The sequence below is a fragment of the Clostridium sp. HV4-5-A1G genome (assembly GCF_900184915.1).
Classification (GTDB): Bacteria; Bacillota; Clostridia; order Clostridiales; family Clostridiaceae; genus Clostridium_B; species Clostridium_B aromativorans.
Genome location: NZ_FXYI02000018.1, coordinates 1 through 23,405 on the forward strand (window position 1 = coordinate 1; position 23,405 = coordinate 23,405).

Sequence of the window (23,405 nt, forward strand, 5' to 3'; positions counted from 1 at the left end):
GAAATAAAAGTATATAATAAACTTTTAATATATAAAGTTTGGGGGAATGGATATGGATAAAAAAATTTTAACAGTATGCCCCTATTGTGGTGCAGGATGTAACCTTTATTTATATGTAAGAGATAATAAAATAATTAAGGCGGAACCAGCTAATGGTAGGACGAATGATGGTTCACTGTGCCTAAAGGGATATTTTGGTTGGGACTTTTTGAATGATCCCAAGATTTTAACAGCTCGTTTAAATAAACCTATGATAAGAAAAAATAATAAGCTGGAAGAAGTGTCCTGGAAGGAAGCTATTGATTTTACGGCTTCAAAATTGTTGGACATAAAAGAAAAATATGGTCCCGATTCAATAATGGGCACAGGATGTGCCAGAGGTTCGGGAAATGAAGCAAACTATGTTATGCAAAAATTTATGAGAGCAGCAGTGGGAACCAATAATGTAGATCACTGTGCCAGAGTCTGACATGCTCCTTCTGTAGCCGGTCTGGCTCGTGTTTTAGGAAATGGTGCTATGTCAAATGGAATACATGAAATAGATGATACTGATTTACTGCTTATTTTTGGTTACAATGGGGCGTCTTCACATCCTATAGTTGCCAAAAGGATAGTTAATGCAAAGCAGAAGGGTGCAAAAGTTATAGTGGTGGATCCACGTATAACTGAATCAGGAAGAATAGCTGATCTTTGGCTGCCTATAAAGAATGGAACTAATATGGCTCTTGTAAATGGTTTTGCAAATGCACTTATAAATGAAAAATTATATGATGAAGAGTATGTTAAAGATCATACCAGCGGATTTAAAGAATACAGTGCAATAGTGGAAAAGTACACTCCTGAGTATGTAGAAAAAATCACCAATATAAATGCCAGGGATATAGTAAAAGCTATGGAAATGTATTCTAGTGCTAAAAATGCAATGATACTCTATGGAATGGGAGTTTGTCAGTTTGCACAAGCTGTAGATGTGGTCAAGGGATTGGCATCACTGGCACTTTTGACTGGAAATTTTGGAAGGGCTAATGTGGGAATAGGGCCGGTTAGAGGTCAGAACAATGTTCAGGGCGCCTGTGACATGGGAGTACTTCCCAATGTATATCCTGGGTATCAGAGTGTAACTGATGATAAAATCAAGAGTAAATTTGAAAAAGCCTGGAAGGTCAAGCTTTCAAATAAAATAGGGTGTCATTTGACAGAAGTTCCCCGCAGGACTCTTAAAGAAAATAAGTTAAAGGCGTATTATATAATGGGGGAGGATCCGGTTCAAAGTGATCCTGATTCCGAAGAGATGAGAAGGACATTGGAGAAATTGGAATTTGTCATAGTTCAGGATATTTTTATGAATAAAACCTGTCTTTATGCAGATGTGATTTTACCGGCTACTTCCTGGGGAGAGCATGAGGGTGTATTCACCTGTGCGGATAGAGGGTTTCAAAGGTTTAGAAAAGTAGTAGAACCTAAGGGAGATGTTAAGCCTGACTGGCAGATAATTTCCGAAATATCCTCTGCCATGGGGTATCCTATGCACTATGATAATACGGAGGAAATATGGGATGAACTCAGGAATCTATGTCCTAATTTTAAAGGGGTAACCTACGAAAGACTGGATAAACTGGGAGGAATTCAATGGCCATGTCCTTCAGAAGATCATCCAGGTACATCTTATCTATATGAAGGCAATAAATTCAATACGTCAACAGGCAGGGGAAATCTTTTTGCTGCGGAATGGAGGCCTCCTGTAGAATCTGTAGATGAAGAATATCCACTGGTTCTCTCCACTGTAAGGGAAGCAGGGCATTATTCTGTTAGAACCATGACCGGTAATTGTAGGGCACTTCAGCAGCTGGCAGATGAACCTGGATATGTGCAGATTAATTCTGAGGATGCAGATAGATTTAAGATAAAAGATGAACAGATTATGAGAATAAGCTCCAGAAGAGGTTCTGTTTTAGCCAGGGCGCTGGTGACAGAGAGGGTAAACAGAGGTGCAGTTTATATGACGTATCAGTGGTGGATAGGTGCGTGTAACGAGCTTACCTCTAATAATCTTGATCCTGTGTCGAAAACTCCAGAATTAAAATATTGTGCCGTTAAAATAGAGGCTATAGAAGATCAAATAGAAGCGGAAAAATATGTAAAAGAAGAATATGATAAAATAAAGAGAAAGATGGGAGCAAAAGTACAATAGGGGGAATATATTTTGATAAAATTATGTAAAGCTTTAGATGTAGTATTAGATAATGCATCATTACTTGAAAGTGAAACGATTCCACTGAATGAAGCTTTGAACAGGGTACTGGCGGAAAATATAAATTCAAAAGATAATTTACCTCCATTTAATAAGTCATCTATGGATGGATATGCTTTAAAGAGCACTGATACTGGGGAAGGACAGTCAAAGTTTAAAATTGTTGGATCCATAAAAGCAGGAGATGTTCCTAGAACTGAGATAAAAAAGGGAGAAGCTATAAAGATAATGACAGGAGCTGCCGTACCAAAAGGTGCAGATGCAGTTATTCAGATTGAGAAAGTGAAGACCTGTAAAGATGAACTTGAAGTCTGTGGAAAAGTCTGTGAGGGAAAAAATGTATTGATGGAAGGGGAAGAAATAAAAAAAGGTGACTCTGTTTTTGAAAGGGGAACATTTTTAAGGCCTTCAGAAATAGGGATGCTGGCTTCTCTAGGATATGGCAGGGTTCAATGTTATAGAAAACCTAAAATTATAATTATAACCACTGGTGATGAACTTGTGGGTGTAGATGACAAGATAACTGAGGGAAAGGTTAGAAATTGTAATGAATATGCTCTCGTGGCTTTAAGTAAGAATTTAAATGTAAGTGTAAAATCCTATGGAATAGTTGAGGATCAAAAGGAAAAAATTCTAGGTGCAGTAAAAAATGCACTTGAAGAAGGGGATATAGTCATAACCTCAGGCGGTGTATCCGTAGGGGATTATGATTTTATAGAAGATGTTCTTCATGAAATAGGGGCGGATATAAAGTTTACATCTGTGGAAGTAAAACCTGGCAAGCCGGTTACTTTTGCCACTTTCAAAAATAAACTGTTTTTTGGACTTCCGGGAAATCCTCTATCTGTTATAAATACTTTTGAAATTTTTGTAACACCAGCTGTAAAGAAAATGATGGGCAGAAAGGATGTAATAAATGATGAGTTTCCTGTGATTTTAGAGGATGACTTTAAGTCAAAAGGTGACAGAGATAATTATATATATGTGAACATAGAAAAAAAAGACGGAAAGTATTATGCACGTAATACTGGAATGCAGAGCTCAAATGCACTTTTTACATTAACCCGTTCAAATGGTGTGATAATTATTAAAAAGGGAATTAAGTCTGTAAGAGCTGGAGATATTTTAAATGGCAAATTCATATTTAAATAGGAAGCCCGTTGTTTCTATAATTTCAGCTGGTTCTAATTCGGGAAAAACTACGTTGATAGAGGGAATAATAAAAAGTCTTAAAAAACGAGGATATAAAGCAGGTGTTATAAAATATGATGTGCATGAGTTTCAGATAGATCATCCGGGAAAAGACACTTATAGGTTTGCTGAAGCTGGGGCGGACAGTGTTGTAATTGCCTCAGACAATAAGGTGGCTTTGATAAAAAAAACCGAAAAAAGGGAGAGCATAGAGAAACTTTTGGAACTTTTTCAAGATATGGATATTATAATAGTTGAAGGGTTTAAGAATAATATGTTTCCCAAGATAGAGGTTTATAGAAAATCTGTAAATTCCACACTGATCTATGGAAACTGCAGTGGTGATTTTACGAATTTTGCAGCTGTTGCCAGTGATGAAAATATGGAGCTGGATATACCTGTACTGGATTTGAATAACATAGAAGAAATAACGGATTTTATTGAAACAAATTTTATGGAGGGGTAAAGTATGGACAAGACATTTCAAATCAAGGTGAGCAAGTATGATGGGAAACACAGCAAAGTTGTGGATGAATTGGCCATATGTGAATATCCCCTAAATATATTTGTAAATGGAAGGCATCTAACTGTGCTTTTGTGTACACCGGAAAAACTTGAGGAATTGACTGTAGGATTTTTGATTTTTCATGGTATTATAAAATCCTATGACGAAGTTAAATCTGTAAAAATAGATGAGAAAATGGGAAGGGCAGAAGTACTTTTAAATTGTGAAGATATAGATACTTCCAACTACTTAAAACAAGTACTTCCCCATAATTTTAATGAGCAAGACAGCACTGAGTTTTTTTCACATATAATGAATTCTCTTAAAATAGGGAGAATACAAAACGAAAATGTCCATGTAAAGGGAGAAATAATCTATGATTTAATGAAAAAAAGTCTGTCTTACTCTGATGCTTTTAGAAATACCGGTGGAGTTCACTGTGCTGCTCTTTGTGATGGATACAATATAGTGTCCATTTGTGAAGACATAGCCAGGCACAATGCTGTGGACAAATTATTGGGGAAAGCTTTTATGGAGGGTATTAATTTAAAGGATAAGATACTATTTGTAAGCAGCAGAGTTTCCTTTGAGATGGTGTTTAAAATTGCCAGATTTGGAGTTCCAATAGTGATATCAAAATCTGCACCTACGTATCTTTCAATAAAATTTGCTGAGGCCTTAAATGTCACCTTAGTAGGGTTTGTAAGGGAGAGGAGAATGAATGTATATACAAATCCCCAGCGAATAATATAACTGGCATAGGGACAATTTAGCGAATATTAAAATATTATTAAAGGAAGGTGAAATTTAAAATGGAGAATGTATTGAAACAAGGTTTAAAAAGTGGTGATCTATCTGCACGGGATGTAATTGAAAAATATCCTAAGGAGCAGCGGTATACCCTTGCAATACTTCAGGATATACAGAAAAAATATAAATATATACCCAGAGAAGCTCTGGAAAACCTGGCTGTATATCTGGAGACTCCTCTTAGTAGGTTATATGGTATGGCTACTTTTTATAAAGCTTTGAGTCTCACTCCAAAGGGAGAAAATATAATAACAGTATGTGATGGAACGGCCTGTCATGTTGCAGGATCCATGATTGTGATGGACGAACTTGAAAAAGCAATAGGAATTAAACCAGGGGAAACTACCAAAGACTTAAAATTTTCTATAAATACAGTCAACTGTATAGGCTGCTGTGCTATAGCACCTGTAATGATGATAAATGAAAAGTATTATGGAAATCTGACTCCAAAGTCGGTCCGTGAAATTCTCAGTGAGTATAGGGGTGGGAAATAATGGGTGATAAAAAGATTGTCAATGTGTGTTGTGGTACAGGTTGTTTAGCTAAGGGAAGTATGGAGGTATATAAAGAGCTTAAATCACAGATAGCCAAATTGAATGAAAATTCAAATATAGATGTTGTGCTTAAGGCTACGGGATGTGATGGATTATGTGAAAAAGGTCCTGTGCTTAAAATATATCCAGACGATATTGCGTATTTTAAAGTTAAAGTTGGGGATGTAGGAAATGTTGTTGAGAAAACTCTTGTCAATGGTGAGATTATAGATAAGCTGCTTTATTTTGAAACTTCCACTAAAAAAAGGCTCAGAAATCACAAGGAAAGTGAGTTTTGCAAAAGACAGAATAAAATTGCTCTTAGAAATGTAGGAGAAATAGATCCTACTAGTATTGAAGATTACGTTGAAAGAGGAGGTTATAGAGCTCTAAAGAAAGCTATCAATACCATGAAACCCGAACAGGTGCTTGAGGAGATATCAAAATCAGGACTTCGAGGAAGAGGAGGAGCGGGATTTCCCACAGGACGTAAATGGAAAACTGCCGCTGATATTGACACTACACCTAAATATGTAGTCTGTAACGGTGATGAAGGGGATCCAGGGGCTTTTATGGACAGAAGCATAATGGAAGGAGATCCAAACAGTGTAATAGAAGGTATGATTCTCTGTGCCTACGCAGTAGGGGGAACCAATGGATTTGCCTATATAAGAGATGAATATGGGCTTGCTGTAGAGAATATGCAGAAGGCCATAGATGCGGCGAGAAGAGAAAATTTGCTTGGTAAAGGTATACTTGGAAGTGATTTTTCCTTTGATATACAGATAGTAAGGGGTGGAGGAGCATTTGTATGCGGTGAGTCGACTGCTCTCATGTCGTCTATAGAGGGAAAAGTGGGTGAGCCCAGGGCCAAATATATACACACCACTGAAAAAGGCCTTTGGGGACAGCCAACTGTCTTAAATAATGTAGAAACCTGGGCAAATGTTCCTATAATAGTTGAAAAAGGTGGAGACTGGTATCATTCTATAGGTACTATGGAAAAGAGCAAGGGAACGAAGGTGTTTTCATTGGTTGGAAAAGTTAAAAATACCGGCCTTGTGGAAGTGCCTATGGGAACTACATTGAGAGAGATAATATTTGATATAGGCGGAGGAGTTTTAAATGACAGGAAGTTTAAAGCTGTCCAAATAGGGGGACCTTCTGGAGGGTGTCTGCCGGAAGAATACCTGGATCTAAAAGTTGACTATGATACTTTGGTGAAGGCAGATTCTATGATGGGTTCGGGTGGAATGATCGTAATGGATGACAGAACTTGTATGGTAGATGTAACCAGGTATTACCTGAGCTTTTTAGCAGAGGAATCCTGCGGGAAATGTGTACCCTGCAGAGAGGGAGTAAAGAGGATGCTGGAGATATTGACAGATATATGCGATGGCAAGGGCAAGGAAGGAGATATAGAGGAACTTCTTGAAATATCTTCTATGACCAGTCAGGCATCATTGTGCAGTCTCGGGAAAAGTGCACCTAACCCTGTAATAGCCTCTATTAGGTATTTCAGAGATGAATTTGAGGAACATATAAGAAATAAGAGATGTAGGGCAGGAGTTTGTAAAAAACTTACCACGTTTGGCATAGATGAAGATAAATGTGTAGGATGCGATGTCTGCAGGAAAAATTGTCCTGCTGAATGTATTACGGGAGAGGTGAAGAAAGTTCATAAAATAGATGCTGATAAATGTCTGAGATGCGGCAACTGTATTAATATGTGCAGATTTGACGCTGTCAAAGTTCTATAAGGAGGAGGCAAATATGAAGATTACGATAGATGGTAAAATATGCGAAGCTGAACCTGGAGAATTTATATTGGAAGTGGCCAGAAGAAATAATATATATATACCTACCTTATGTCACAGTGATGCACTTCCGGGACTTGCCAGTTGTAGACTTTGTATAGTAGAGGTAATAGACAGAGGGCGTTCTAAAGTTGTAACTTCCTGTATATTTCCTATAAGTAAGGAAGTAGAGGTCGTGACTAATTCGTATAAGATAAGAAGGATGAGAAAAAATATAGTCATGCTGCTTCAGGCGAGGTGTCCTGCCAATAAAGAAGTGGCAGAACTTGCCAGGGCTTTTGAAGTTGAACAGAAAAGAGTGAAGAGGTTTAAACTGGACATGGAGGAAAATTGTATTTTATGCGGACTCTGTGCTAGAGCCTGCAAAGAACTTGGAGCCGGTGCCATATCCACAGTCAATCGAGGAATATATAAAAAAGTATCCACTCCCTATGGAGACCCCTCACCTGATTGTATAGGTTGTGCTTCCTGTGCAAATGTGTGTCCTACAAATGCAATAAAAGTGGTGGACTGGGATGGAGAGAGAAAAATATGGGGCAAGAAGTTTAAAATGGTAAAATGTGATCTGTGTGGAAAATATTTTGCAACAGAAGAACATGTAAAATATGCTTATAGCAGATTAAATATGGATCCGCCTGAAAAACTCTTATGCAGCACCTGTAAAAAGAAAATTGCCGCTAAGGATATAAAGGATATATTTGAAACGGTATAAAGTGTGGATTTGTCCTGCTAATAGCTTGTCTTTTATAATATATTTTAATTGTGAATGGTATTTTACACGTTAAGTTTTAAATGAATGAAAGGTGGGTGAAGTCAAATGAAACCAGATCTTAATTCCTTTGTAATAGTAGATCCTGATAAATGTATAGGATGTAGAGCCTGTGAAATTGCCTGTGCTGCAAAGCATAGAGAGAAAAATAATCAAGGACGTACTATTGGAACTATGAATGGTGTTGTAACTCCGAGAAGATTTCTAGTGCAGAATAAGGGAACGGTTATGCCGATACAGTGTAGGCATTGTGAGGATGCTCCCTGTGCAAATTCCTGTCCAGTAGGGGCTATAGTTGAAAAGAATGGGAGTATAATTGTAAACGGGAAAAAGTGTATAGGATGTAATACCTGTGCGTTGGTGTGCCCGGTGGGGGCGGTAAATTTACTGCCGAGAATTGAAAGCAAAATAGTTACAGGAGGAATTGGAGTTAAAATTAAAGTTGCAGCCTATAAATGTGATTTATGCAAAGAGGAAGGCGGAGAGCCAGCCTGTGTCAGAGAATGTCCTGAAGATGCTCTTAGAGTAGTGGATCCAAGGGAGAGTAAGAAGGACCGCAGTGTAAAGGCTGCATTGGAGCTGCTTGAAGTAAATGGAGATGTTTGATAGGTAGTTATTAAAATTTAGGGAAAGAAGGGAATGTTTTATATGCTCACAGGTATTCCTATTATAAATATAGATAAAGAATTGTGTACAGGTTGCAGAAGGTGTGCAGAGGTGTGTCCGGTGGATGCCATAGAGGGAGAGGAGGGTAAACCACAGTTCATAAACAAAGATAAATGCATAATGTGTGGACAATGCATTCAGATGTGCAAGGGTTATGAGTCCGTATATGATGAAGTTCCTACTCCTATGAGTAAAAGGTTATTTGACAGAGGGCTATTGGAAGATGTCAATGAACCGCTTTTTGCGGCATATAATGTAAGTCAAGTAAAAAGAATTAAGGATATATTGAAAAACAGGGACGTGTTCAAAATTGTAGAATGTGCTCCTTCAGTAAGAGTTGCTCTGGGAGAGGATTTTGGATTGCCTCTTGGATCTTTGACTCCTGGAAAGATGGCAGCCGCACTGAGAAAACTTGGATTTGATAGGGTATATGATACTAATTTTGGAGCAGATCTTACTATAATGGAAGAGGGCAGTGAACTTTTGCAGAGGATAACGGAAAGAGGTGTACTTCCTATGTTTACATCCTGTTGTCCTGCCTGGGTGAAGTATATGGAGCAGACTTATCCTGAACTCCTTCCTCATCTTTCAAGTTGTAAATCACCTCAACAGATGGCAGGAGCTATTTTTAAAACATATGGAGCAAAAGTTGACGATGTTAATCCTGCGAGGATTTATACGGTATCTGTAATGCCGTGCACCTGTAAGGAATTTGAGTGTGAAAGAGATGAGATGCAGGATAGTGGATATAGAGATGTGGATGTAGCAGTAACTACCAGAGAACTGGCATATTTGATAAAAGATGCCCATATTGACTTCAATGAGCTGCAGGAGGAAGAGTTTGATGCACCGCTTGGGGTATATACTGGAGCTGGAACTATATTTGGTTCTACAGGTGGGGTTATGGAGGCAGCACTTAGGACGGGATATGAACTCTACACTAAAAAACCTATACCTAAAATAGATCTGACTATGGTCAGAGGCGGTGAAGGATTCAGGGTAGCCCAGGTGGATTTAGGCGATTTTAAGCTGAAAGTGGCAGTTGTTTCCGGCTTAAAACATGTAAAAGAAGTGATGGAGAGTGTAAAAAATGGAAGATGTCATATCCATTTTATAGAAGTTATGACATGTCCTCAAGGATGTATAAGTGGAGGCGGCCAGCCTAAGGTAATATTTGAATCCGACAGGGAAAATGCTTATAATAAAAGAAAAGAAGGTTTGTATGTGCATGATTCAAAGCTAAAATTTAGAAAATCACATGAAAACCCTGCAATAAAGAAATTATATAAAGATTTTTTAGAGGAGCCTCTGGGTTATAGATCTCATGAATTGCTGCATACAGAATACAAGTCTAGAAAAAGGGAGAATTAAAAAAATGAAGAATTGCTTTGTAATGGCTGATCCAAATAAATGTATAGGATGCAGGACTTGCGAGGCTGCCTGTGCCATTGAACATTCGGGAGAAGATTTTTTTAATGTCAGTATTTCAAAGATAAATTTTAACCCGCGGTTGAATGTAATAAAAAATGCTAAGGTAAGTGTACCGGTACAGTGCAGACAGTGTGAGGACTCTCCGTGTTTAAGGGTATGTCCTGTAAATGCAATTAGTAATGAAGAGGGACTTGTGTTTGTGAATAAAAATATGTGTATAGGATGTAAAAGCTGTCTTATAGCTTGCCCTTACGGAGCTATAGAGTTGGTTACAGAATATGAAGAGGGAGAAAAAACACTAAAAAACAGATTTAGGGTAGTAAGTGAAGACAAAGCCGTACAGGAGGAGAAAGATAAGATAGTGGCAAATAAATGTGATCTGTGTAGGGGAAGAAAAAATGGTCCGGCCTGTATAGAAGTTTGCCCAACACAGGCTCTTCAATTGGTAACTTATGATGACAGTGGAAATATTGTAAAAAAGAAATCCGCAAATGAGTGCAGGGTTGGCTAAAAGTTTAAAGTAAAATGTTAAAGTACAGTTTTGAACTGTACTTTAACATTTTACTTAGAAATAATCTTGAGTTTTTAGGTCTTTAAGTCTAGAACTATTAAAATGTTTTTCAAACGTATATTCATTGATATTATACAGCAATTTTTATGCCAGCTGTAAAATGGCTGCAGATGAGGTAGGTTTTAAGTTTAATATCATAATGATAAAAAGCAGTATCAATATGATATTATAAAAAACATATTTATCATATTGATACTGCTTTTATTTTATTCAATCTTAAAATATGATATACTTTAAATAAATACTACACTTGAAATATTTAAAGGAGAGAATAAGACGGTGGAGAATTTCGATTTTATTCAAGAGGAAAGTAACATGTGCAGAATTGATATGGACAGTATATTAGAATACGATATATCCTCTTTTATACTTCAGGCAATTTTTGATTGCTGCTATGATGGACTCATAATTACAGATGAGAATCTTTTAATAAAAAAAGTTAATGTTACAGCTGTTAAAATATTGGGCATAAAAGAAGAAGCTATATATACAACTTACCTGAATGAAATACTGAGGGATGATGTGTTAAAATCTGTGGTGCTTACGGGAGAAAGCAAATTTTCACAGGATTGTAATTTTTATATAAATGGGAGTAGAATAAGGTGTGTTGTAAATTTGGTTCCTGTGAAATTACGGGGGAGAATAATAGGATTGGTGCTTGCCATTAGGGACACCAGGAAGCTCCATAGAATGGTAAACAATGTAGTGGGATATAAGGCATCTTTTACCTTTGATGATGTAATTACAAGAAGTGAGAATGTCAAAGCCATTATAAAGCTGGCTAAAAGAGCAGCCAAAACGAACTGCAATATACTTATAGAAGGCAAAAGCGGTACGGGAAAAGAGGTATTTGCACAATCCATTCATAACTACAGCAGTAGAAATGGGGGACCCTTTGTGGCTGTAAATTGTGCAGCCATACCCAGAGAACTGGTGGAAAGTGAATTATTTGGATATGAAAAAGGAGCCTTTACTGGAGCATCAAGAGGAGGAAATCCTGGTAAATTTGAACTGGCAGATGGAGGAACTATATTTTTGGATGAAGTGGGTGAACTTCCCCTGGATATTCAATCCAAACTCTTGAGGGTTTTGGACAATCTCAAAATAGTGAGAGTGGGGGGGAATTATGAAAAGCCTATAGATGTAAGAGTAATTGCAGCTACAAACAGAGTACTTAAGGACGAAATAGCAAATAAAAATTTTAGAGGCGATCTGTATTACAGGCTTAATGTGATGAGCATTCACCTCTTACCTCTAAAGGACAGAAAAGAAGATATAGAACTTTTAGCACAGCACTTTGTAAATAGATTGAATATCAAAAACCCCTCTGAGCCCAAGTATATAGATTCTTCCTATGTGGAAAAATTAAATCAGCATGGTTTTGAAGGGAATATAAGGGAACTCAGGAATATAGTAGAGAGATCCTATTATCTTTGTGAAGGCAATATGATAACTTCAAGATATTTTATGGAAAAAAGCACAAAAAGTGACATGAAAGCAGTTGATGATCCATCAAATAAAGTTTTACCTCTGGAAATTGTAGAGGAGAAGTGCATTAGAAATGCCCTTAAGTATTGCAGCGGTAATGCCATGAAGGCATCTGAATTATTGAAGATAGGTAAAGCTACTATATATAGAAAGATAAATAAGTACGGTATAGATTTGAATTCATACAATAAAAAATGATCTTACAAAATAAATTTTCCTGGAGTTCAGGTGAAGAAAACATTCTTTAGGGTAAACTCCACCTGAATTCAGGAATCACTGGATAATTATCTTGCTATTTTTTTCCTGGCTTCTAAGGGAATTTTGTATTCGCAGGGCATTGACAGCTGGCATTTCTGACATAAAAAATTGGTACAGGATATATTTCCCTTATTGTATCTGCCAATAACGTGATGCGGGCAGATTTGGATGCAGCTTCCGCAGGAATTGCAGTAATCGTAAACTCCACTATAAGCCCTTTTGGTGGCTTTATAAGGTATGCTTACAATTATACTTCCAAGCCTTCCTGCACAACCGCGTTTAGTTATGAGAGTTTTATTCAAACTGAGAGTTCCCAGTCCGGATATAAATGCTATATGTTTTTCTGACCAATTGCTTTTATAGTTTTTCACTGTAAATCTTGGACTTATTGAGGGAATGACCGAAATTCCTCCCATTTCTCCTATGTTTTTGGATATAAATTTACAGAGCGTATTGACAAAGGACATATTTTCGATTTTTTCATAAGTCCACTTTAGTGAAGAAACAGAGTTTTTGTTTTTAAATAAGTTTCTAATAGCAGATGAAAAAGGCAGAAAATAGGATATAACTGATTTTGCTTCAGGCATCCACTCTTTAGGGGTTAAGTGTCTGGGATCTACCACTGTACTGTCCTTTAATTTTAAAAATAATGGATCCCGGGCTTGAGCGACTCCTATTAATGGCGCATCAAAAATTCTTATATTATTTAATTCTGAAATTCTGTTATAGGGTGAAGTTAAAGTGAATTCATTTATCTGTTTTACCATATTCTCAATTTTGTATACATGTGATGCTTTTTCCTCTACATCATCTAAATTCATATAAGTTGAATTGACGTGTATGCTTTTTTTGAAGGTTCTATATTTATTGGGAGACAGTCCTTCATATTTGGTAAAAACTTTGCTAAAGTATGCCGGATCTATATATCCTACACTAAGAGCTATATTTCTTATACTCTTGTCTGTAGTAGTTAAAAGGCGTTTTGATTCTTTCAGACGGATTTTGGATAGATAATCTATAAAATTTATACCTGTATTGTATTTAAAATATCTGCTAAAATACTGAGGACTTAGATGTACTTCTTCAGCAGCAGATTCCAAACTTATATTTTTATTAAAATTCTTATTTATAAAATCTATGGCAGTATGAATTATATTTTTATCAGAATCAATTTTATTGTTGTTTAGAGTTGTAAAGTTCTTATCTCTTTTTTTAAGTAAAAATAATATTTTATTTATGGAATCCTTTACTTCTGAAGGTTTTGCCGGCTTTAAAATATAATCTTTTACTCCAAGCTTTATGGCATTTTGGGCAAAGTTGAAGTCATCATAAGCAGTCAGTATAATAGTTTTTACGTTTGGAAGAAACTTAGATATTTCCTCTTGGGCTTCAAGTCCATTTTTTTCAGGCATTTTTATGTCCATTATAATTATGTGAGGGTTATATTTTTTGGCAAATAGTATAGCTTCACTTCCAGTCTTAGCATCTTCAACAATATCTAGATTTTTGAAGGATTTTCTTAATACAAGTCTCATAGCTTGACGCTCTAATGTTTCGTCATCCGCAATTAGCAATCTATACATTGATATAATCACCTCCGCTAAATTTTAATGTACTAGTGGAATTTTAATATAAACTGTTGTTCCCACATTAGGTGAGCTTTTAATGTCAATTCCGTATTGTGCTCCAAAATAGTATTTTATTCTATCCTGAACTATTTGGATCCCTATACTGATATTTGAATCATCTCTACTTGAAGAATTCATTTTATCTTTCAGAGATCTTAATTTTGCAGCTTCTATTCCCACCCCATTATCTTGAATTTTGAAAATTACATAGTTTCCCGCTACAGTTTCTGAATCTATATAAACTTTTCCAAATTCTTTTTTGGGTTCTATACCGTGTATGACGGCATTTTCTACTATGGGCTGCAGGGTCATGGCGGGAATTTTACAATTCAACACATTGTCCGAGATATTTATTTTATAACTTAATTTATCTTTAAATCTTACAGATTGGATGTACAGATATTTTTTTATATTGTCTATTTCAATAGATATATTTACCATCTTATCAGAATTTCTTAAACTATATCTCAATATATCAGACAGTGCATATATGAGTTCTACAGTGTTGTTAGAACTTTCTAAGAGTGACATGCTGGCCATGGTATTCAATGTGTTAAATAGAAAGTGAGGGTTGATTTGAGATTGAATGGATTTTATTTGAATATCCCTGGCTAATTGCTGAAACTTCATTTTTTCCTTGGTTTCCTGTAACAGCTTAGAATGAGTGATGTTGGCAACTCCCATTTTGGCAATGAGATTTGCAAACATATACATAAAATCAGCTGAATTTTTTATCTTTTCGTAAGCTACTATATTTATTTCTTTCAGAGCAGTTTCTAACTTATCCAATGGCAGATACAATTCTTTAGAAATCTTTTTTAAGTTAATTGAATTTCTTGTATCATTTTCCTTTATGGATACTTGTCCACAAAGCATTGATCCAATGTGAACATTATTCACAATTATAGGGGCAGAGAAATCTGTAAGTCCCGTATGGCAGCGATAGATAATGGGCTTTTTTAATTTAGAAGATTTTATTCCTCCCATGGCATCGCAATTTATGCATCTCCTGTAGCCTTCCTTTGAGGTTCGGATGAGGTTGCAAAATTTTGAAAAATTACTGGGCTTAATAAGGGGAACGCCATTTCTATTTACAGTTATGGTAGATAGATTTGTCAATTTAGAATACTTGTCTTGTATGTCCTGCAGAGAACCTACATCTATAAGTTTATCCAATGTATAGTGCTCTAAATCATCCATATAAACACCTCATAATGTAAAACAGATTTTTTATAAATAAATTCAATATATAAATTCATATTATCATATCTTTAGACAATTGAAAATATTCAAATCATACAGAAGCTGTATTTATATATAATTATAACCTGAAATATAAATTTATCAAATCCAAATGTAAAAAAAGTACATAAATAGATATAAAAAGTGCAAATTAAATTAGTTAATATATGTATTAAATTAATCAATAATTTGCAAAATAAGTATGCGAAAGTAATGTAAAATTAATTTTAAGAATTAATATTATTTATATGGAGGTGTTCCTATGGGACAGGAAGCATTGGGAATGATAGAAACAAGAGGATTGGTAGGAGCAATAGAAGCTGCCGATTCAATGGTAAAAGCAGCAAACGTAGTTCTTATAGGCTATGAAAAAATTGGTTCAGGGCTTGTAACTGTTATGGTAAGAGGTGATGTAGGCGCAGTGAAAGCAGCTACAGATGCCGGTGCAGCTTCAGCTAAGAGAGTAGGAGAGGTTGTATCAATACATGTTATTCCAAGACCTCATACAGACGTGGAAAAAATATTACCTAAAATTTCAGAATAATTGATTAGGGGTAGATATGATGGATAATGAGTTAATAGAGAAGGTTTTAGATGAAATAAGAAAAAAGGTGGATTTGAAAAATTTTGATCAAGAACAGCTGAATAAAATTATAAAATCCTCATCTGAAAATTTAATGCAAAGGCAAAATAATGATATTCGAAAAGAAAATAAAATAGATAATGAGAGGGAGGTAGATTCAATGAGTGCACCATCACCAATAACTGAGTATGTTGGAACATCAAACTATGGGGATACAGTTGGACTGGTAATTGCAAATGTTGACAGTATGTTACATGAAAAAATGGGTATTGACAAGAAATATCGTTCTATAGGAATCATAAGTGACAGAACAGGGGCAGGCCCACAGATAATGGCTGCAGATGAGGCTGTAAAAGCTACTAATACGGAAGTTGTAAGTATCGAACTTCCAAGGGATACTAAAGGCGGTGCAGGACATGGTGCCTTGATCATATTGGCTTCAGAGGATGTATCGGATTCGAGAAGGGCAGTGGAAGTTGCACTTAGGGATACGAACAGAACCTTTGGAGATGTTTATGGATTTGATGCAGGCCATGTGGAACTTCACTACACTGCCAGGGCAAGCTATGCATTGAACAAGGCCTTTGGTGCTCCAATAGGAAAATCTTTTGGCATAATAGTAGGGGCTCCGGCAGGATTGGGAGTGGTAATGGCAGATAAAGCGCTCAAAACTGCAAACGTTGACCTGGTAAGTTATGCAAGTCCTGGAAATGGAGGGACTTCCTATACAAATGAGGTTATCATAACTATAACTGGAGATTCAGGTGCTGTAAGACAATCGGTAGTTGCCGCTAGAGAAGTGGGGTTATCTATAGCAAGATCAATGGGACAGAATCCTGTGTCTACTACTGGTAAACCTTATATTTAAAAATTTAAAGGGTTTAATATGTTTTAAGGAGGGTTCTAGTTAATGAAAAGATCCAAGAGATTTGAAGTATTAGAGAAAAGACCGATTCATCAAGATGGGTATGTTAAAGAATGGCCGGAAGTTGGGCTTATAGCAATAGGAAGTCCAAGTGATCCAGCTCCAAGTATTAAATTGGAGAATGGAAAAGTAGTCGAAATGGATGGAAAAAAGAGGGAAGAGTTTGATTTTATAGACACTTTTTTAGCAGATCATTCAATAAATCTAGAGAATACCGAAAAAGCCATGGCACTGGATTCAACTGATATTGCAAGAATGCTGGTTGATATAAATGTTTCGAGAGATGAAATAATAAAGATAACAACTTCACTTACTGCGGCAAAATTGGTGGAAGTAGTTGATAAATTAAATGTAGTTGAAATGATGATGGCTCTTCAGAAGATGAGGGCAAGGAAAACACCTGCCAACCAGGCACATGTTACCAATGTGCGGGATAATCCGGTACAGATTGCAGCAGATGCTGCTGAATCAGGTATCAGGGGCTTTGCGGAAATGGAAACTACCGTAGGTATAGTGAGATATGCACCATTCAATGCAATTGGAATTCTGGTGGGAGCACAGACAGGAAGACCTGGAGTGTTGACACAGTGCTCGTTGGAGGAAGCTACAGAGCTTAGATTGGGTATGCTTGGATATACGGCTTATGCAGAAACAATATCCGTATACGGTACGGAAAATGTATTTGTAGATGGTGATGATACTCCATATTCAAAAGCTTTTCTTGCATCGGCTTATGCTTCAAGGGGACTTAAAATGAGGTTTACTTCTGGAACCGGTTCTGAAGTTCAGATGGGTTATGCAGAAGGAAAATCCATGCTCTATCTGGAAGCAAGATGCATAATGATAACAAAGGGTGCCGGAGTTCAAGGCCTTCAAAATGGTTCAGTCAGCTGTATAGGTGTTCCAGCAGCAGTACCAGGAGGAATAAGGGCAGTATTGGGTGAAAATCTTATAACTGAAATGCTGGATCTTGAAGTTGCTTCAAGTAATGACCAGACTTTCACACATTCAGATATTAGAAAAACTGCAAGGACAATGATGCAGTTCTTACCAGGAACTGACTTTATATGTTCCGGTTATAGTTCAACTCCAAACTACGACAACATGTTTGCAGGTTCCAACTGGGATGCGGAGGATTATGATGATTGGATAGTGCTTCAGAGAGACCTTAAAGTTGATGGAGGACTTCAGCCGGTAAAAGAAGAAGATGTAGTGGCAGCTAGGAATAAGGCAGCTAGAGCAATGCAGGCACTGTTTAAAGAGCTTGGGCTCCCTGCTATAACCGATGAGGAAGTTGAAGCTGCAACCTATGCCCATGGAAGCAAGGATATGCCAGCTAGAAATGTAGTGGAAGATCTGAAGGCAGCTCAGGAATTATTGTCCCGAGGAGTAACTGGATTGGATATAGTAAAGGGACTTTATAAGGGCGGTTTTAAAGATGTAGCTGAAAATGTCCTCAATATATTGAGACAGAGGATAGCGGGAGATTATCTGCATGCATCTTCAATATTTGATAATAAATTCAATGTTATAAGTGCTGTCAATGATAAAAATGACTATATGGGACCTGGAACCGGTTATAGAGTAGAGGGAGAAAGATGGAATAAATTGAAAGACATAACATTTGCTCTAGATCCTGAAAAAATGTAAGAAAGAGAGGGATTGGAATATGGTAAATTCAGTATCTAACGAGGAATTAATAGAGTCTATAGTGCAGAAAGTTTTAGAGCAATTGCAATCTGGTGGATCTCATAACAGTACTTCTGCAGGCGGCGATGCTCCAGCCTCCAAAGTGGGAAACATGAAAATAGAGGAAATAGGTCCTGCACAACGGGGTAAGAAGAGTGATGAAGTAGTAGTGGGATTGGCGCCGGCTTTTGGATTATACCAAACTGAAACTATAATAGGAATACCTCACAATGAAGTCCTGAGAGAAATTCTTGCAGGCATAGAAGAAGAGGGGATTTCCTACAGGCTTATAAGGGTTTTAAATACCTCTGATGTGGCTTTTATAGCTCATGCTGCAGCTAAGTTAAGTGGCTCAGGTGTTGGCATAGGAATACAGTCAAAGGGCACCACGGTTATTCATCAAAAAGATTTGGATCCATTAAATAACCTGGAGTTGTTTTCACAGGCACCGTTGATTGACAAGAAGACTTTTAGGGCAATAGGCAAAAATGCAGCCAGATATGCTAAAGGTGAGTCTCCAGATCCAGTACCAGTTGTAAATGATCAGATGGCACGACCGAAATATCAGGCAAAAGCTGCAATACTTCACATAAAGGAAACTGAGCATGTGAATAGAAGTGCTAAACCTGTCGAACTAAAAGTAAGTTTTGAATAGGGGTGAAAATTATGGCTAATAATGATTTGATAGAACAGATAGTTAATGAAGTTTTAAAAAATATAGGTTCTGATGGAGCTGGAAACAAAACGGCTCAAAACAATTCATCTTCTTGTTCTACCGGGAATACTTTAAATGCAGAAAATGATTATCCGTTGAGCAAGAAAAGACCTGATCTTGTAAAGACCAAAACAGGTAAAAACATAAATGATATAAATATAGAGAATGTTTTAAATGGAAAGATAACTCCAGACGATATAAAGATAACTCCAGAAGTGCTTCTGTATCAAGCTCAGATAGCGGAATCAGTTGGAAGAAAACAGTTCGCACAAAATCTTAAAAGAGCAGCTGAACTCACAAAAGTTCCAGATGCCAGGGTTCTTGAAATATATGGAGCAATGAGACCTCATAGATCGACAAAACAGGAACTTTTGGATATAGCTAAGGAACTTGAAAATGACTACGGTGCCAAGATAAATGCTTCACTTGTGAGAGAAGCAGCTGAAGTTTATGAAAAGAGAAATATGTTGAGAGCTTAGGCGGGTGATATGATGAAATTTGTAGCAGGAGTTGATATAGGAAATTCCACTACTGAAGTTGCAATCGCGGATGTGGAAGACAAATTAGAGTTTAAAACAAGTAGTATAGGCAGGACTACAGGAATTAAAGGGACCCTGGATAATGTGGCGGGAATAATGAGAGCTCTGGAAGATGCTTGTCAAAATATACATATAAAGATAGAAAATTTAGATGTCATATGTATAAATGAAGCAACTCCGGTTATTGGAGATGTAGCTATGGAGACTATAACCGAAACGATCATTACAGAGTCTACCATGATAGGGCATAATCCGGATACCCCTGGAGGTATGGGAATAGGAGTTGGAAAAACCATATATTTAGATGAACTGAAAAACATGTCAGCAAATGAGCCTGTAATATGTGTAATTCCTAGAAAAGTTGATTTTGAAACTGCTGCAAATAGATTGAATGAGGCCTTTGACAATAATATTGATATCACTGCTGCCATAGTACAAGGTGATGATGGGGTCATAATAAACAATAGACTGAAAAAGCATATTCCTATTGTAGATGAAGTATCTTATATAGATAAAGTTCCTATGGGAATGTTGGCAGCAGTAGAGGTTGCATCTCTTGGAAGGACTATAAAGGTGTTGTCAAATCCCTATGGACTGGCTACAGTTTTTAAACTTTCGCCAGAGGAAACCAAACATGTTATTCCAATAGCAAGGGCCCTGATTGGAAATAGATCCGCCGTTGTAATAAGGACTCCTGAAGGAGATGTGAAAGAGAGAGTCATACCTGCCGGAAAATTGATACTTATGGGAGAAAAACAAAAAGAGCAGATTCCAATAGAAAATGGTTCAGAAACGATAATGAATGAATTGGAAAAATTATGGCCTATTAAAGATGTAACAGGTGAATCAGGAACCAATGTAGGCGGAATGTTGGAAAGAGTAAGACAGGTAATGAGCGAGCTTACAAGTCAGAGTATAGACAATGTGAAAATTCAGGATATTTTAGCTGTGGATACCTTTATACCTCAAAAAGTTCAAGGGGGAGTGGCCGGTGAATTCTCCCTTGAAAATGCGGTGGCACTGGCAGCCATGGTAAAAACCAGCAGGTTACCTATGGAGAGTATTGCTAAAAAATTGGAAAATGAAACCAAGGTAAAAGTTATAATAGGCGGAGTTGAGGCAAATGTAGCAGTTAGGGGAGCGCTTACTACTCCGGGTACGGATAAACCATTGGTAATACTCGATATAGGAGGAGGTTCTACAGATTCAGCCTATATAAGTGGAGAGGATAATATAAGATCCATTCATCATGCAGGAGCAGGTCAGATGGTTACAATGCTGATAAATTCAGAGTTGGGATTAGATGACGTGAGTTTAGCAGAGGATATAAAGAGATATCCTCTGGCTAAAGTTGAAAGTCTTTTTAATATAAGATATGAAGATGGAAATGTATGTTTTTATCAAAATCAGCTGGATTCTTCTCTATTTGCGAGAAATGTAATTGTAAAAAGTGAAAATGATCTGATCCCAATTCCGACTAAGCATTCTATAGAGAAGATAAGAATGGTCAGGAGAGAATCCAAAGAAAAAGTATTTGTAACAAATATTAAAAGAGCTCTAAAGGATATAGCACCTGATCATAATATAAGATCTGTGGACTTTGTGGTGCTTGTGGGAGGATCTGCACTGGATTTTGAAATACCTGAAATGATATCCGATGAATTGTCCCATTATGGAGTAATATGCGGCAGCGGCAATATACGGGGCCTTATGGGACCTAGAAATGCAGTAGCTACAGGTCTGGTAATTGCCTATTACCAGAGTATACATTCTGATAAATCCAGAGGATAAAAGAGGTAGTTTGATATGATTGATAATGTAAGTGTAAATAGACCTTGTATAAATGTATGCCTGGATAATCCTGCAGAATCTCTTTTAAAAGAGATTCTCGCCGGGTTAGAAGAAGAGGGCATTCCCTATGAATTGAAAAATATGAATTTTACCCAGGATGAAATAATTAAAATTGCTTATGAGGTTTCTGAGGAATCTAGAATGGGAATAGCCATTGCATTGAAAAATGATAGAGTAGTACTCCATTATAGTAAGCTTAAAGAAAATCATCCTCTTATAGATATGAGGCTTGATTATTATGAAAAACGTAAAGCCAGGATAATTGGCTGTAATGCTGCCAGACTTTATAAAGTAATGCCTTTTAAATCCTTTGAAGATACAGATGAAAATCAATTGGGTCAGCAGGTAAAATCAGCGGTTATTTCTGCTTTGAAGGACTTTAATTTGAATATTTCCTAAAATTTTATGTAGTTACTCCATATGTAACAAGGGAGGGATTTTTATGAATGGAGAGGCCCTTGGTATTATTGAAACTATTGGAATGGCTGCGGCAATAGAAGCTGCAGATAGTTGTGTAAAATCAGCAAATGTAACTCTTATAGGTTACGAACTGACCAGAGGGAGAGGCCTTGTAACAATTAAGATAAAGGGAGATGTGGGAGCGGTTAAAGCTGCAATCAACGCAGCAAAGGTAAGTGCAGGTAAGGTCAACGGTGTCTATTCTACTCTTGTTATACCAAGGCCTGCTGAAAATTTAGATAGTATTATAGAATCAAAAGAAACAGTGGGGCTTGAAAAAAAACGTGAAAAAGCTGAGGATGAGGATACAGATTCTCAAGTAAAAATAGGACAGAATGAAAAATTGGAAAATTCTAATTCACAGAAACCTCATTTGAATGAAAAAAATGGAGATATCCAGAAAGAAGCTAATCTGAGTGAAGAAATTGAAGAGGAAGGTTCCACTGACGTAGTTGAGGAAACTGTACCTGAAAGGAAGCAGACTGTTAAAGTTCAAAATGATGATTCCTCCAAGGAAAAGAAAAATGAAGAAGATAATAAGGAAGTATGCAATATATGCCATGATCCTCAATGCCCTAGGAGAAAGGGACAGCCGAGAAATCTGTGTATTCACTATAAAAATCATGGAAAGGCGATAGAGAATGATGGAAACTAATATGTTAAAGCAGGCCAATTCATTTATTATGGAAATGGAGAAATCATTTAAAAGTCCTAATAAGATTCATGTAGATCAAAATTTAAAAGTTGGGGTGGATTTAGGGACTTCTAATATTGTGATAACAGTTCTGGACGAAAATAATAGACCTGTTACTGGGGAACTGTATTCCGCCAATGTGGTAAGGGACGGTATAGTGGTTGAATATTTGAATGCTGTGAATATACTTAGAAAATTAAAGGGAAAGCTAGAGGTTGTTTTAGATAGAAAGCTGGAATATGCTGCTACAGCTATACCACCGGGAATAAGTTCCGGAAATACGAAGGTTATTGCAAATGTAGTTGAGGCCGCTGATTTTATAGTTACCAATATAATAGATGAACCCACTGCAGCTTCTAATGTTTTGAAGATAAGAGATGGTGCAGTAGTGGATGTAGGAGGAGGAACTACTGGAATATCAGTATTAAAAGATGGCAAAGTGGTACATTCAGCAGATGAACCTACAGGAGGACATCATTTGAGCTTAGTTGTATCCGGAGCACTTCATATGGATTATGAAGAGGCAGAAAAATATAAGATAAACGAGGAAAATTATGATGAGGTATTTGCTCTAGTCAGACCGGTAATTGAAAAAATGGCGGATATAGTATTGAAAAATATTGAAGGATATGATGTGAGCACTATATACCTGGTGGGGGGGACTTGTTGTTTAAAAAATATAGAGAGTATATTTAAAAAATATACTGGTATAGAAACTATTAAGCCATATAATCCTCTTCTTGTAACGCCTATGGGAATAGCTATGAATGATATCAAGAAGTAAGTATAG

22 protein-coding genes are annotated in these 23,405 nt (G+C 36.7%); 20 read left to right on the top strand and 2 right to left on the bottom strand.

The window, feature by feature from the left end:
• Positions 1-52 precede the first annotated feature (52 nt).
• The 11 genes from fdhF to J5G60_RS03665 all read left to right on the top strand — a co-directional run bounded on the left by fdhF (position 53) and on the right by J5G60_RS03665 (position 12,230).
• A complete protein-coding gene (fdhF, locus tag J5G60_RS03615; protein ID WP_150355929.1) occupies positions 53-2,191 on the top strand; it encodes a formate dehydrogenase subunit alpha in 2,139 nt (712 codons plus the stop codon).
• 12 nt (positions 2,192-2,203) lie between these two features.
• The gene (locus tag J5G60_RS03620) at positions 2,204-3,403 is read left to right on the top strand and encodes a molybdopterin molybdotransferase MoeA (RefSeq protein ID WP_150355928.1); all 1,200 of its coding nucleotides are present in this window, start codon (positions 2,204-2,206) and stop codon (positions 3,401-3,403) included.
• A complete protein-coding gene (mobB, locus tag J5G60_RS03625) occupies positions 3,381-3,908 on the top strand; it encodes a molybdopterin-guanine dinucleotide biosynthesis protein B (RefSeq protein WP_150355927.1) in 528 nt (175 codons plus the stop codon). Before J5G60_RS03620 ends, mobB begins: the two co-directional genes overlap by 23 nt.
• A gap of 3 nt (positions 3,909-3,911) precedes the next feature.
• A complete protein-coding gene (fdhD, locus tag J5G60_RS03630) occupies positions 3,912-4,700 on the top strand; it encodes a formate dehydrogenase accessory sulfurtransferase FdhD (RefSeq protein ID WP_150355926.1) in 789 nt (262 codons plus the stop codon).
• Positions 4,701-4,759: 59 nt separating this feature from the next.
• Positions 4,760-5,251, top strand: a complete 492-nt coding sequence (gene nuoE / locus J5G60_RS03635) for an NADH-quinone oxidoreductase subunit NuoE (RefSeq protein ID WP_150355925.1) — start codon at positions 4,760-4,762, stop codon at positions 5,249-5,251.
• A complete protein-coding gene (locus J5G60_RS03640) occupies positions 5,251-7,050 on the top strand; it encodes an NADH-quinone oxidoreductase subunit NuoF (RefSeq protein WP_150355924.1) in 1,800 nt (599 codons plus the stop codon). The genes nuoE and J5G60_RS03640 overlap by 1 nt, the downstream gene beginning before the upstream one ends.
• A 13-nt stretch (positions 7,051-7,063) precedes the next feature.
• Positions 7,064-7,819, top strand: a complete 756-nt coding sequence (locus J5G60_RS03645) for a 2Fe-2S iron-sulfur cluster-binding protein (RefSeq protein ID WP_150355923.1) — start codon at positions 7,064-7,066, stop codon at positions 7,817-7,819.
• Positions 7,820-7,924: 105 nt separating this feature from the next.
• Positions 7,925-8,482 carry a 4Fe-4S dicluster domain-containing protein gene (locus J5G60_RS03650; protein ID WP_150355922.1) on the top strand — a complete coding sequence of 186 codons (558 nt, stop codon included), beginning with the start codon at positions 7,925-7,927 and terminating at the stop codon, positions 8,480-8,482.
• 33 nt (positions 8,483-8,515) lie between these two features.
• Positions 8,516-9,913: a [FeFe] hydrogenase, group A gene (locus J5G60_RS03655; RefSeq protein WP_236035098.1), complete on the top strand. Its 1,398-nt coding sequence runs from the start codon at positions 8,516-8,518 to the stop codon at positions 9,911-9,913.
• 4 nt (positions 9,914-9,917) lie between these two features.
• The gene (locus J5G60_RS03660) at positions 9,918-10,484 is read left to right on the top strand and encodes a 4Fe-4S dicluster domain-containing protein (protein ID WP_150355921.1); all 567 of its coding nucleotides are present in this window, start codon (positions 9,918-9,920) and stop codon (positions 10,482-10,484) included.
• A 339-nt stretch (positions 10,485-10,823) separates the two neighbouring features.
• Complete coding sequence (locus tag J5G60_RS03665) at positions 10,824-12,230, top strand: sigma-54 interaction domain-containing protein (protein WP_150355920.1); 1,407 nt, start codon at positions 10,824-10,826, stop codon at positions 12,228-12,230.
• 86 nt (positions 12,231-12,316) lie between these two features.
• On the opposite strand, the gene J5G60_RS03670 is transcribed toward J5G60_RS03665, so the two are convergent.
• A complete protein-coding gene (locus J5G60_RS03670) occupies positions 12,317-13,873 on the bottom strand; it encodes a response regulator (RefSeq protein ID WP_150355919.1) in 1,557 nt (518 codons plus the stop codon).
• 24 nt (positions 13,874-13,897) lie between these two features.
• A complete protein-coding gene (locus J5G60_RS03675; RefSeq protein ID WP_150355918.1) occupies positions 13,898-15,118 on the bottom strand; it encodes a sensor histidine kinase in 1,221 nt (406 codons plus the stop codon).
• Positions 15,119-15,422: 304 nt separating this feature from the next.
• Here J5G60_RS03675 and eutM point away from each other — a divergent pair, with 304 nt between their 5' ends.
• The 9 genes from eutM to eutJ are packed head-to-tail and all read left to right on the top strand — an operon-like array spanning position 15,423 to position 23,399.
• The gene (gene eutM / locus J5G60_RS03680) at positions 15,423-15,704 is read left to right on the top strand and encodes an ethanolamine utilization microcompartment protein EutM (protein WP_150355917.1); all 282 of its coding nucleotides are present in this window, start codon (positions 15,423-15,425) and stop codon (positions 15,702-15,704) included.
• Positions 15,705-15,723: 19 nt separating this feature from the next.
• The gene (gene pduB / locus J5G60_RS03685) at positions 15,724-16,611 is read left to right on the top strand and encodes a propanediol utilization microcompartment protein PduB (RefSeq protein ID WP_150355916.1); all 888 of its coding nucleotides are present in this window, start codon (positions 15,724-15,726) and stop codon (positions 16,609-16,611) included.
• A gap of 42 nt (positions 16,612-16,653) precedes the next feature.
• Positions 16,654-18,318, top strand: coding sequence for a propanediol/glycerol family dehydratase large subunit (locus J5G60_RS03690; RefSeq protein WP_150355915.1), 1,665 nt, complete (start codon positions 16,654-16,656; stop codon positions 18,316-18,318).
• Positions 18,319-18,337: 19 nt separating this feature from the next.
• Entirely contained in the window at positions 18,338-19,012 is a 675-nt protein-coding gene (locus J5G60_RS03695; protein ID WP_150355914.1) for a propanediol/glycerol family dehydratase medium subunit, read from the top strand.
• A gap of 11 nt (positions 19,013-19,023) precedes the next feature.
• Positions 19,024-19,551 (top strand): diol dehydratase small subunit, encoded by a 528-nt coding sequence (locus J5G60_RS03700; RefSeq protein WP_150355913.1) that lies wholly within the window; start codon positions 19,024-19,026, stop codon positions 19,549-19,551.
• A 12-nt stretch (positions 19,552-19,563) separates the two neighbouring features.
• Entirely contained in the window at positions 19,564-21,402 is a 1,839-nt protein-coding gene (locus J5G60_RS03705; RefSeq protein WP_150355954.1) for a diol dehydratase reactivase subunit alpha, read from the top strand.
• Between the two features lie 15 nt (positions 21,403-21,417).
• The gene (locus tag J5G60_RS03710; RefSeq protein WP_150355912.1) at positions 21,418-21,861 is read left to right on the top strand and encodes a glycerol dehydratase reactivase beta/small subunit family protein; all 444 of its coding nucleotides are present in this window, start codon (positions 21,418-21,420) and stop codon (positions 21,859-21,861) included.
• Positions 21,862-21,904: 43 nt separating this feature from the next.
• Positions 21,905-22,576 (top strand): BMC domain-containing protein, encoded by a 672-nt coding sequence (locus J5G60_RS19105; protein ID WP_150355911.1) that lies wholly within the window; start codon positions 21,905-21,907, stop codon positions 22,574-22,576.
• Complete coding sequence (gene eutJ, locus J5G60_RS03720; RefSeq protein ID WP_229980992.1) at positions 22,563-23,399, top strand: ethanolamine utilization protein EutJ; 837 nt, start codon at positions 22,563-22,565, stop codon at positions 23,397-23,399. Before J5G60_RS19105 ends, eutJ begins: the two co-directional genes overlap by 14 nt.
• The last annotated feature ends 6 nt before the right edge of the window (positions 23,400-23,405 follow it).

What these genes read in the sequence shown, in the direction of transcription:
- J5G60_RS03655 (WP_236035098.1), top strand. Translation starts at nt 8,516, where the DNA reads ATGTTTTATATGCTCACAGGTATTCCTATTATAAATATAGATAAAGAA.
- eutM (WP_150355917.1), top strand. Translation starts at nt 15,423, where the DNA reads ATGGGACAGGAAGCATTGGGAATGATAGAAACAAGAGGATTGGTAGGA.
- J5G60_RS03645 (WP_150355923.1), top strand. Translation starts at nt 7,064, where the DNA reads ATGAAGATTACGATAGATGGTAAAATATGCGAAGCTGAACCTGGAGAA.
- J5G60_RS03660 (WP_150355921.1), top strand. Translation starts at nt 9,918, where the DNA reads ATGAAGAATTGCTTTGTAATGGCTGATCCAAATAAATGTATAGGATGC.
- J5G60_RS03705 (WP_150355954.1), top strand. Translation starts at nt 19,564, where the DNA reads ATGAAATTTGTAGCAGGAGTTGATATAGGAAATTCCACTACTGAAGTT.
- J5G60_RS03700 (WP_150355913.1), top strand. Translation starts at nt 19,024, where the DNA reads ATGGCTAATAATGATTTGATAGAACAGATAGTTAATGAAGTTTTAAAA.
- J5G60_RS03675 (WP_150355918.1), bottom strand. Translation starts at nt 15,118, where the DNA reads ATGGATGATTTAGAGCACTATACATTGGATAAACTTATAGATGTAGGT.
- nuoE (WP_150355925.1), top strand. Translation starts at nt 4,760, where the DNA reads ATGGAGAATGTATTGAAACAAGGTTTAAAAAGTGGTGATCTATCTGCA.
- J5G60_RS19105 (WP_150355911.1), top strand. Translation starts at nt 21,905, where the DNA reads ATGAATGGAGAGGCCCTTGGTATTATTGAAACTATTGGAATGGCTGCG.
- J5G60_RS03690 (WP_150355915.1), top strand. Translation starts at nt 16,654, where the DNA reads ATGAAAAGATCCAAGAGATTTGAAGTATTAGAGAAAAGACCGATTCAT.
- J5G60_RS03670 (WP_150355919.1), bottom strand. Translation starts at nt 13,873, where the DNA reads ATGTATAGATTGCTAATTGCGGATGACGAAACATTAGAGCGTCAAGCT.
- eutJ (WP_229980992.1), top strand. Translation starts at nt 22,563, where the DNA reads ATGATGGAAACTAATATGTTAAAGCAGGCCAATTCATTTATTATGGAA.
- J5G60_RS03640 (WP_150355924.1), top strand. Translation starts at nt 5,251, where the DNA reads ATGGGTGATAAAAAGATTGTCAATGTGTGTTGTGGTACAGGTTGTTTA.
- fdhD (WP_150355926.1), top strand. Translation starts at nt 3,912, where the DNA reads ATGGACAAGACATTTCAAATCAAGGTGAGCAAGTATGATGGGAAACAC.
- J5G60_RS03650 (WP_150355922.1), top strand. Translation starts at nt 7,925, where the DNA reads ATGAAACCAGATCTTAATTCCTTTGTAATAGTAGATCCTGATAAATGT.
- J5G60_RS03710 (WP_150355912.1), top strand. Translation starts at nt 21,418, where the DNA reads ATGATTGATAATGTAAGTGTAAATAGACCTTGTATAAATGTATGCCTG.
- mobB (WP_150355927.1), top strand. Translation starts at nt 3,381, where the DNA reads ATGGCAAATTCATATTTAAATAGGAAGCCCGTTGTTTCTATAATTTCA.
- J5G60_RS03695 (WP_150355914.1), top strand. Translation starts at nt 18,338, where the DNA reads ATGGTAAATTCAGTATCTAACGAGGAATTAATAGAGTCTATAGTGCAG.
- pduB (WP_150355916.1), top strand. Translation starts at nt 15,724, where the DNA reads ATGGATAATGAGTTAATAGAGAAGGTTTTAGATGAAATAAGAAAAAAG.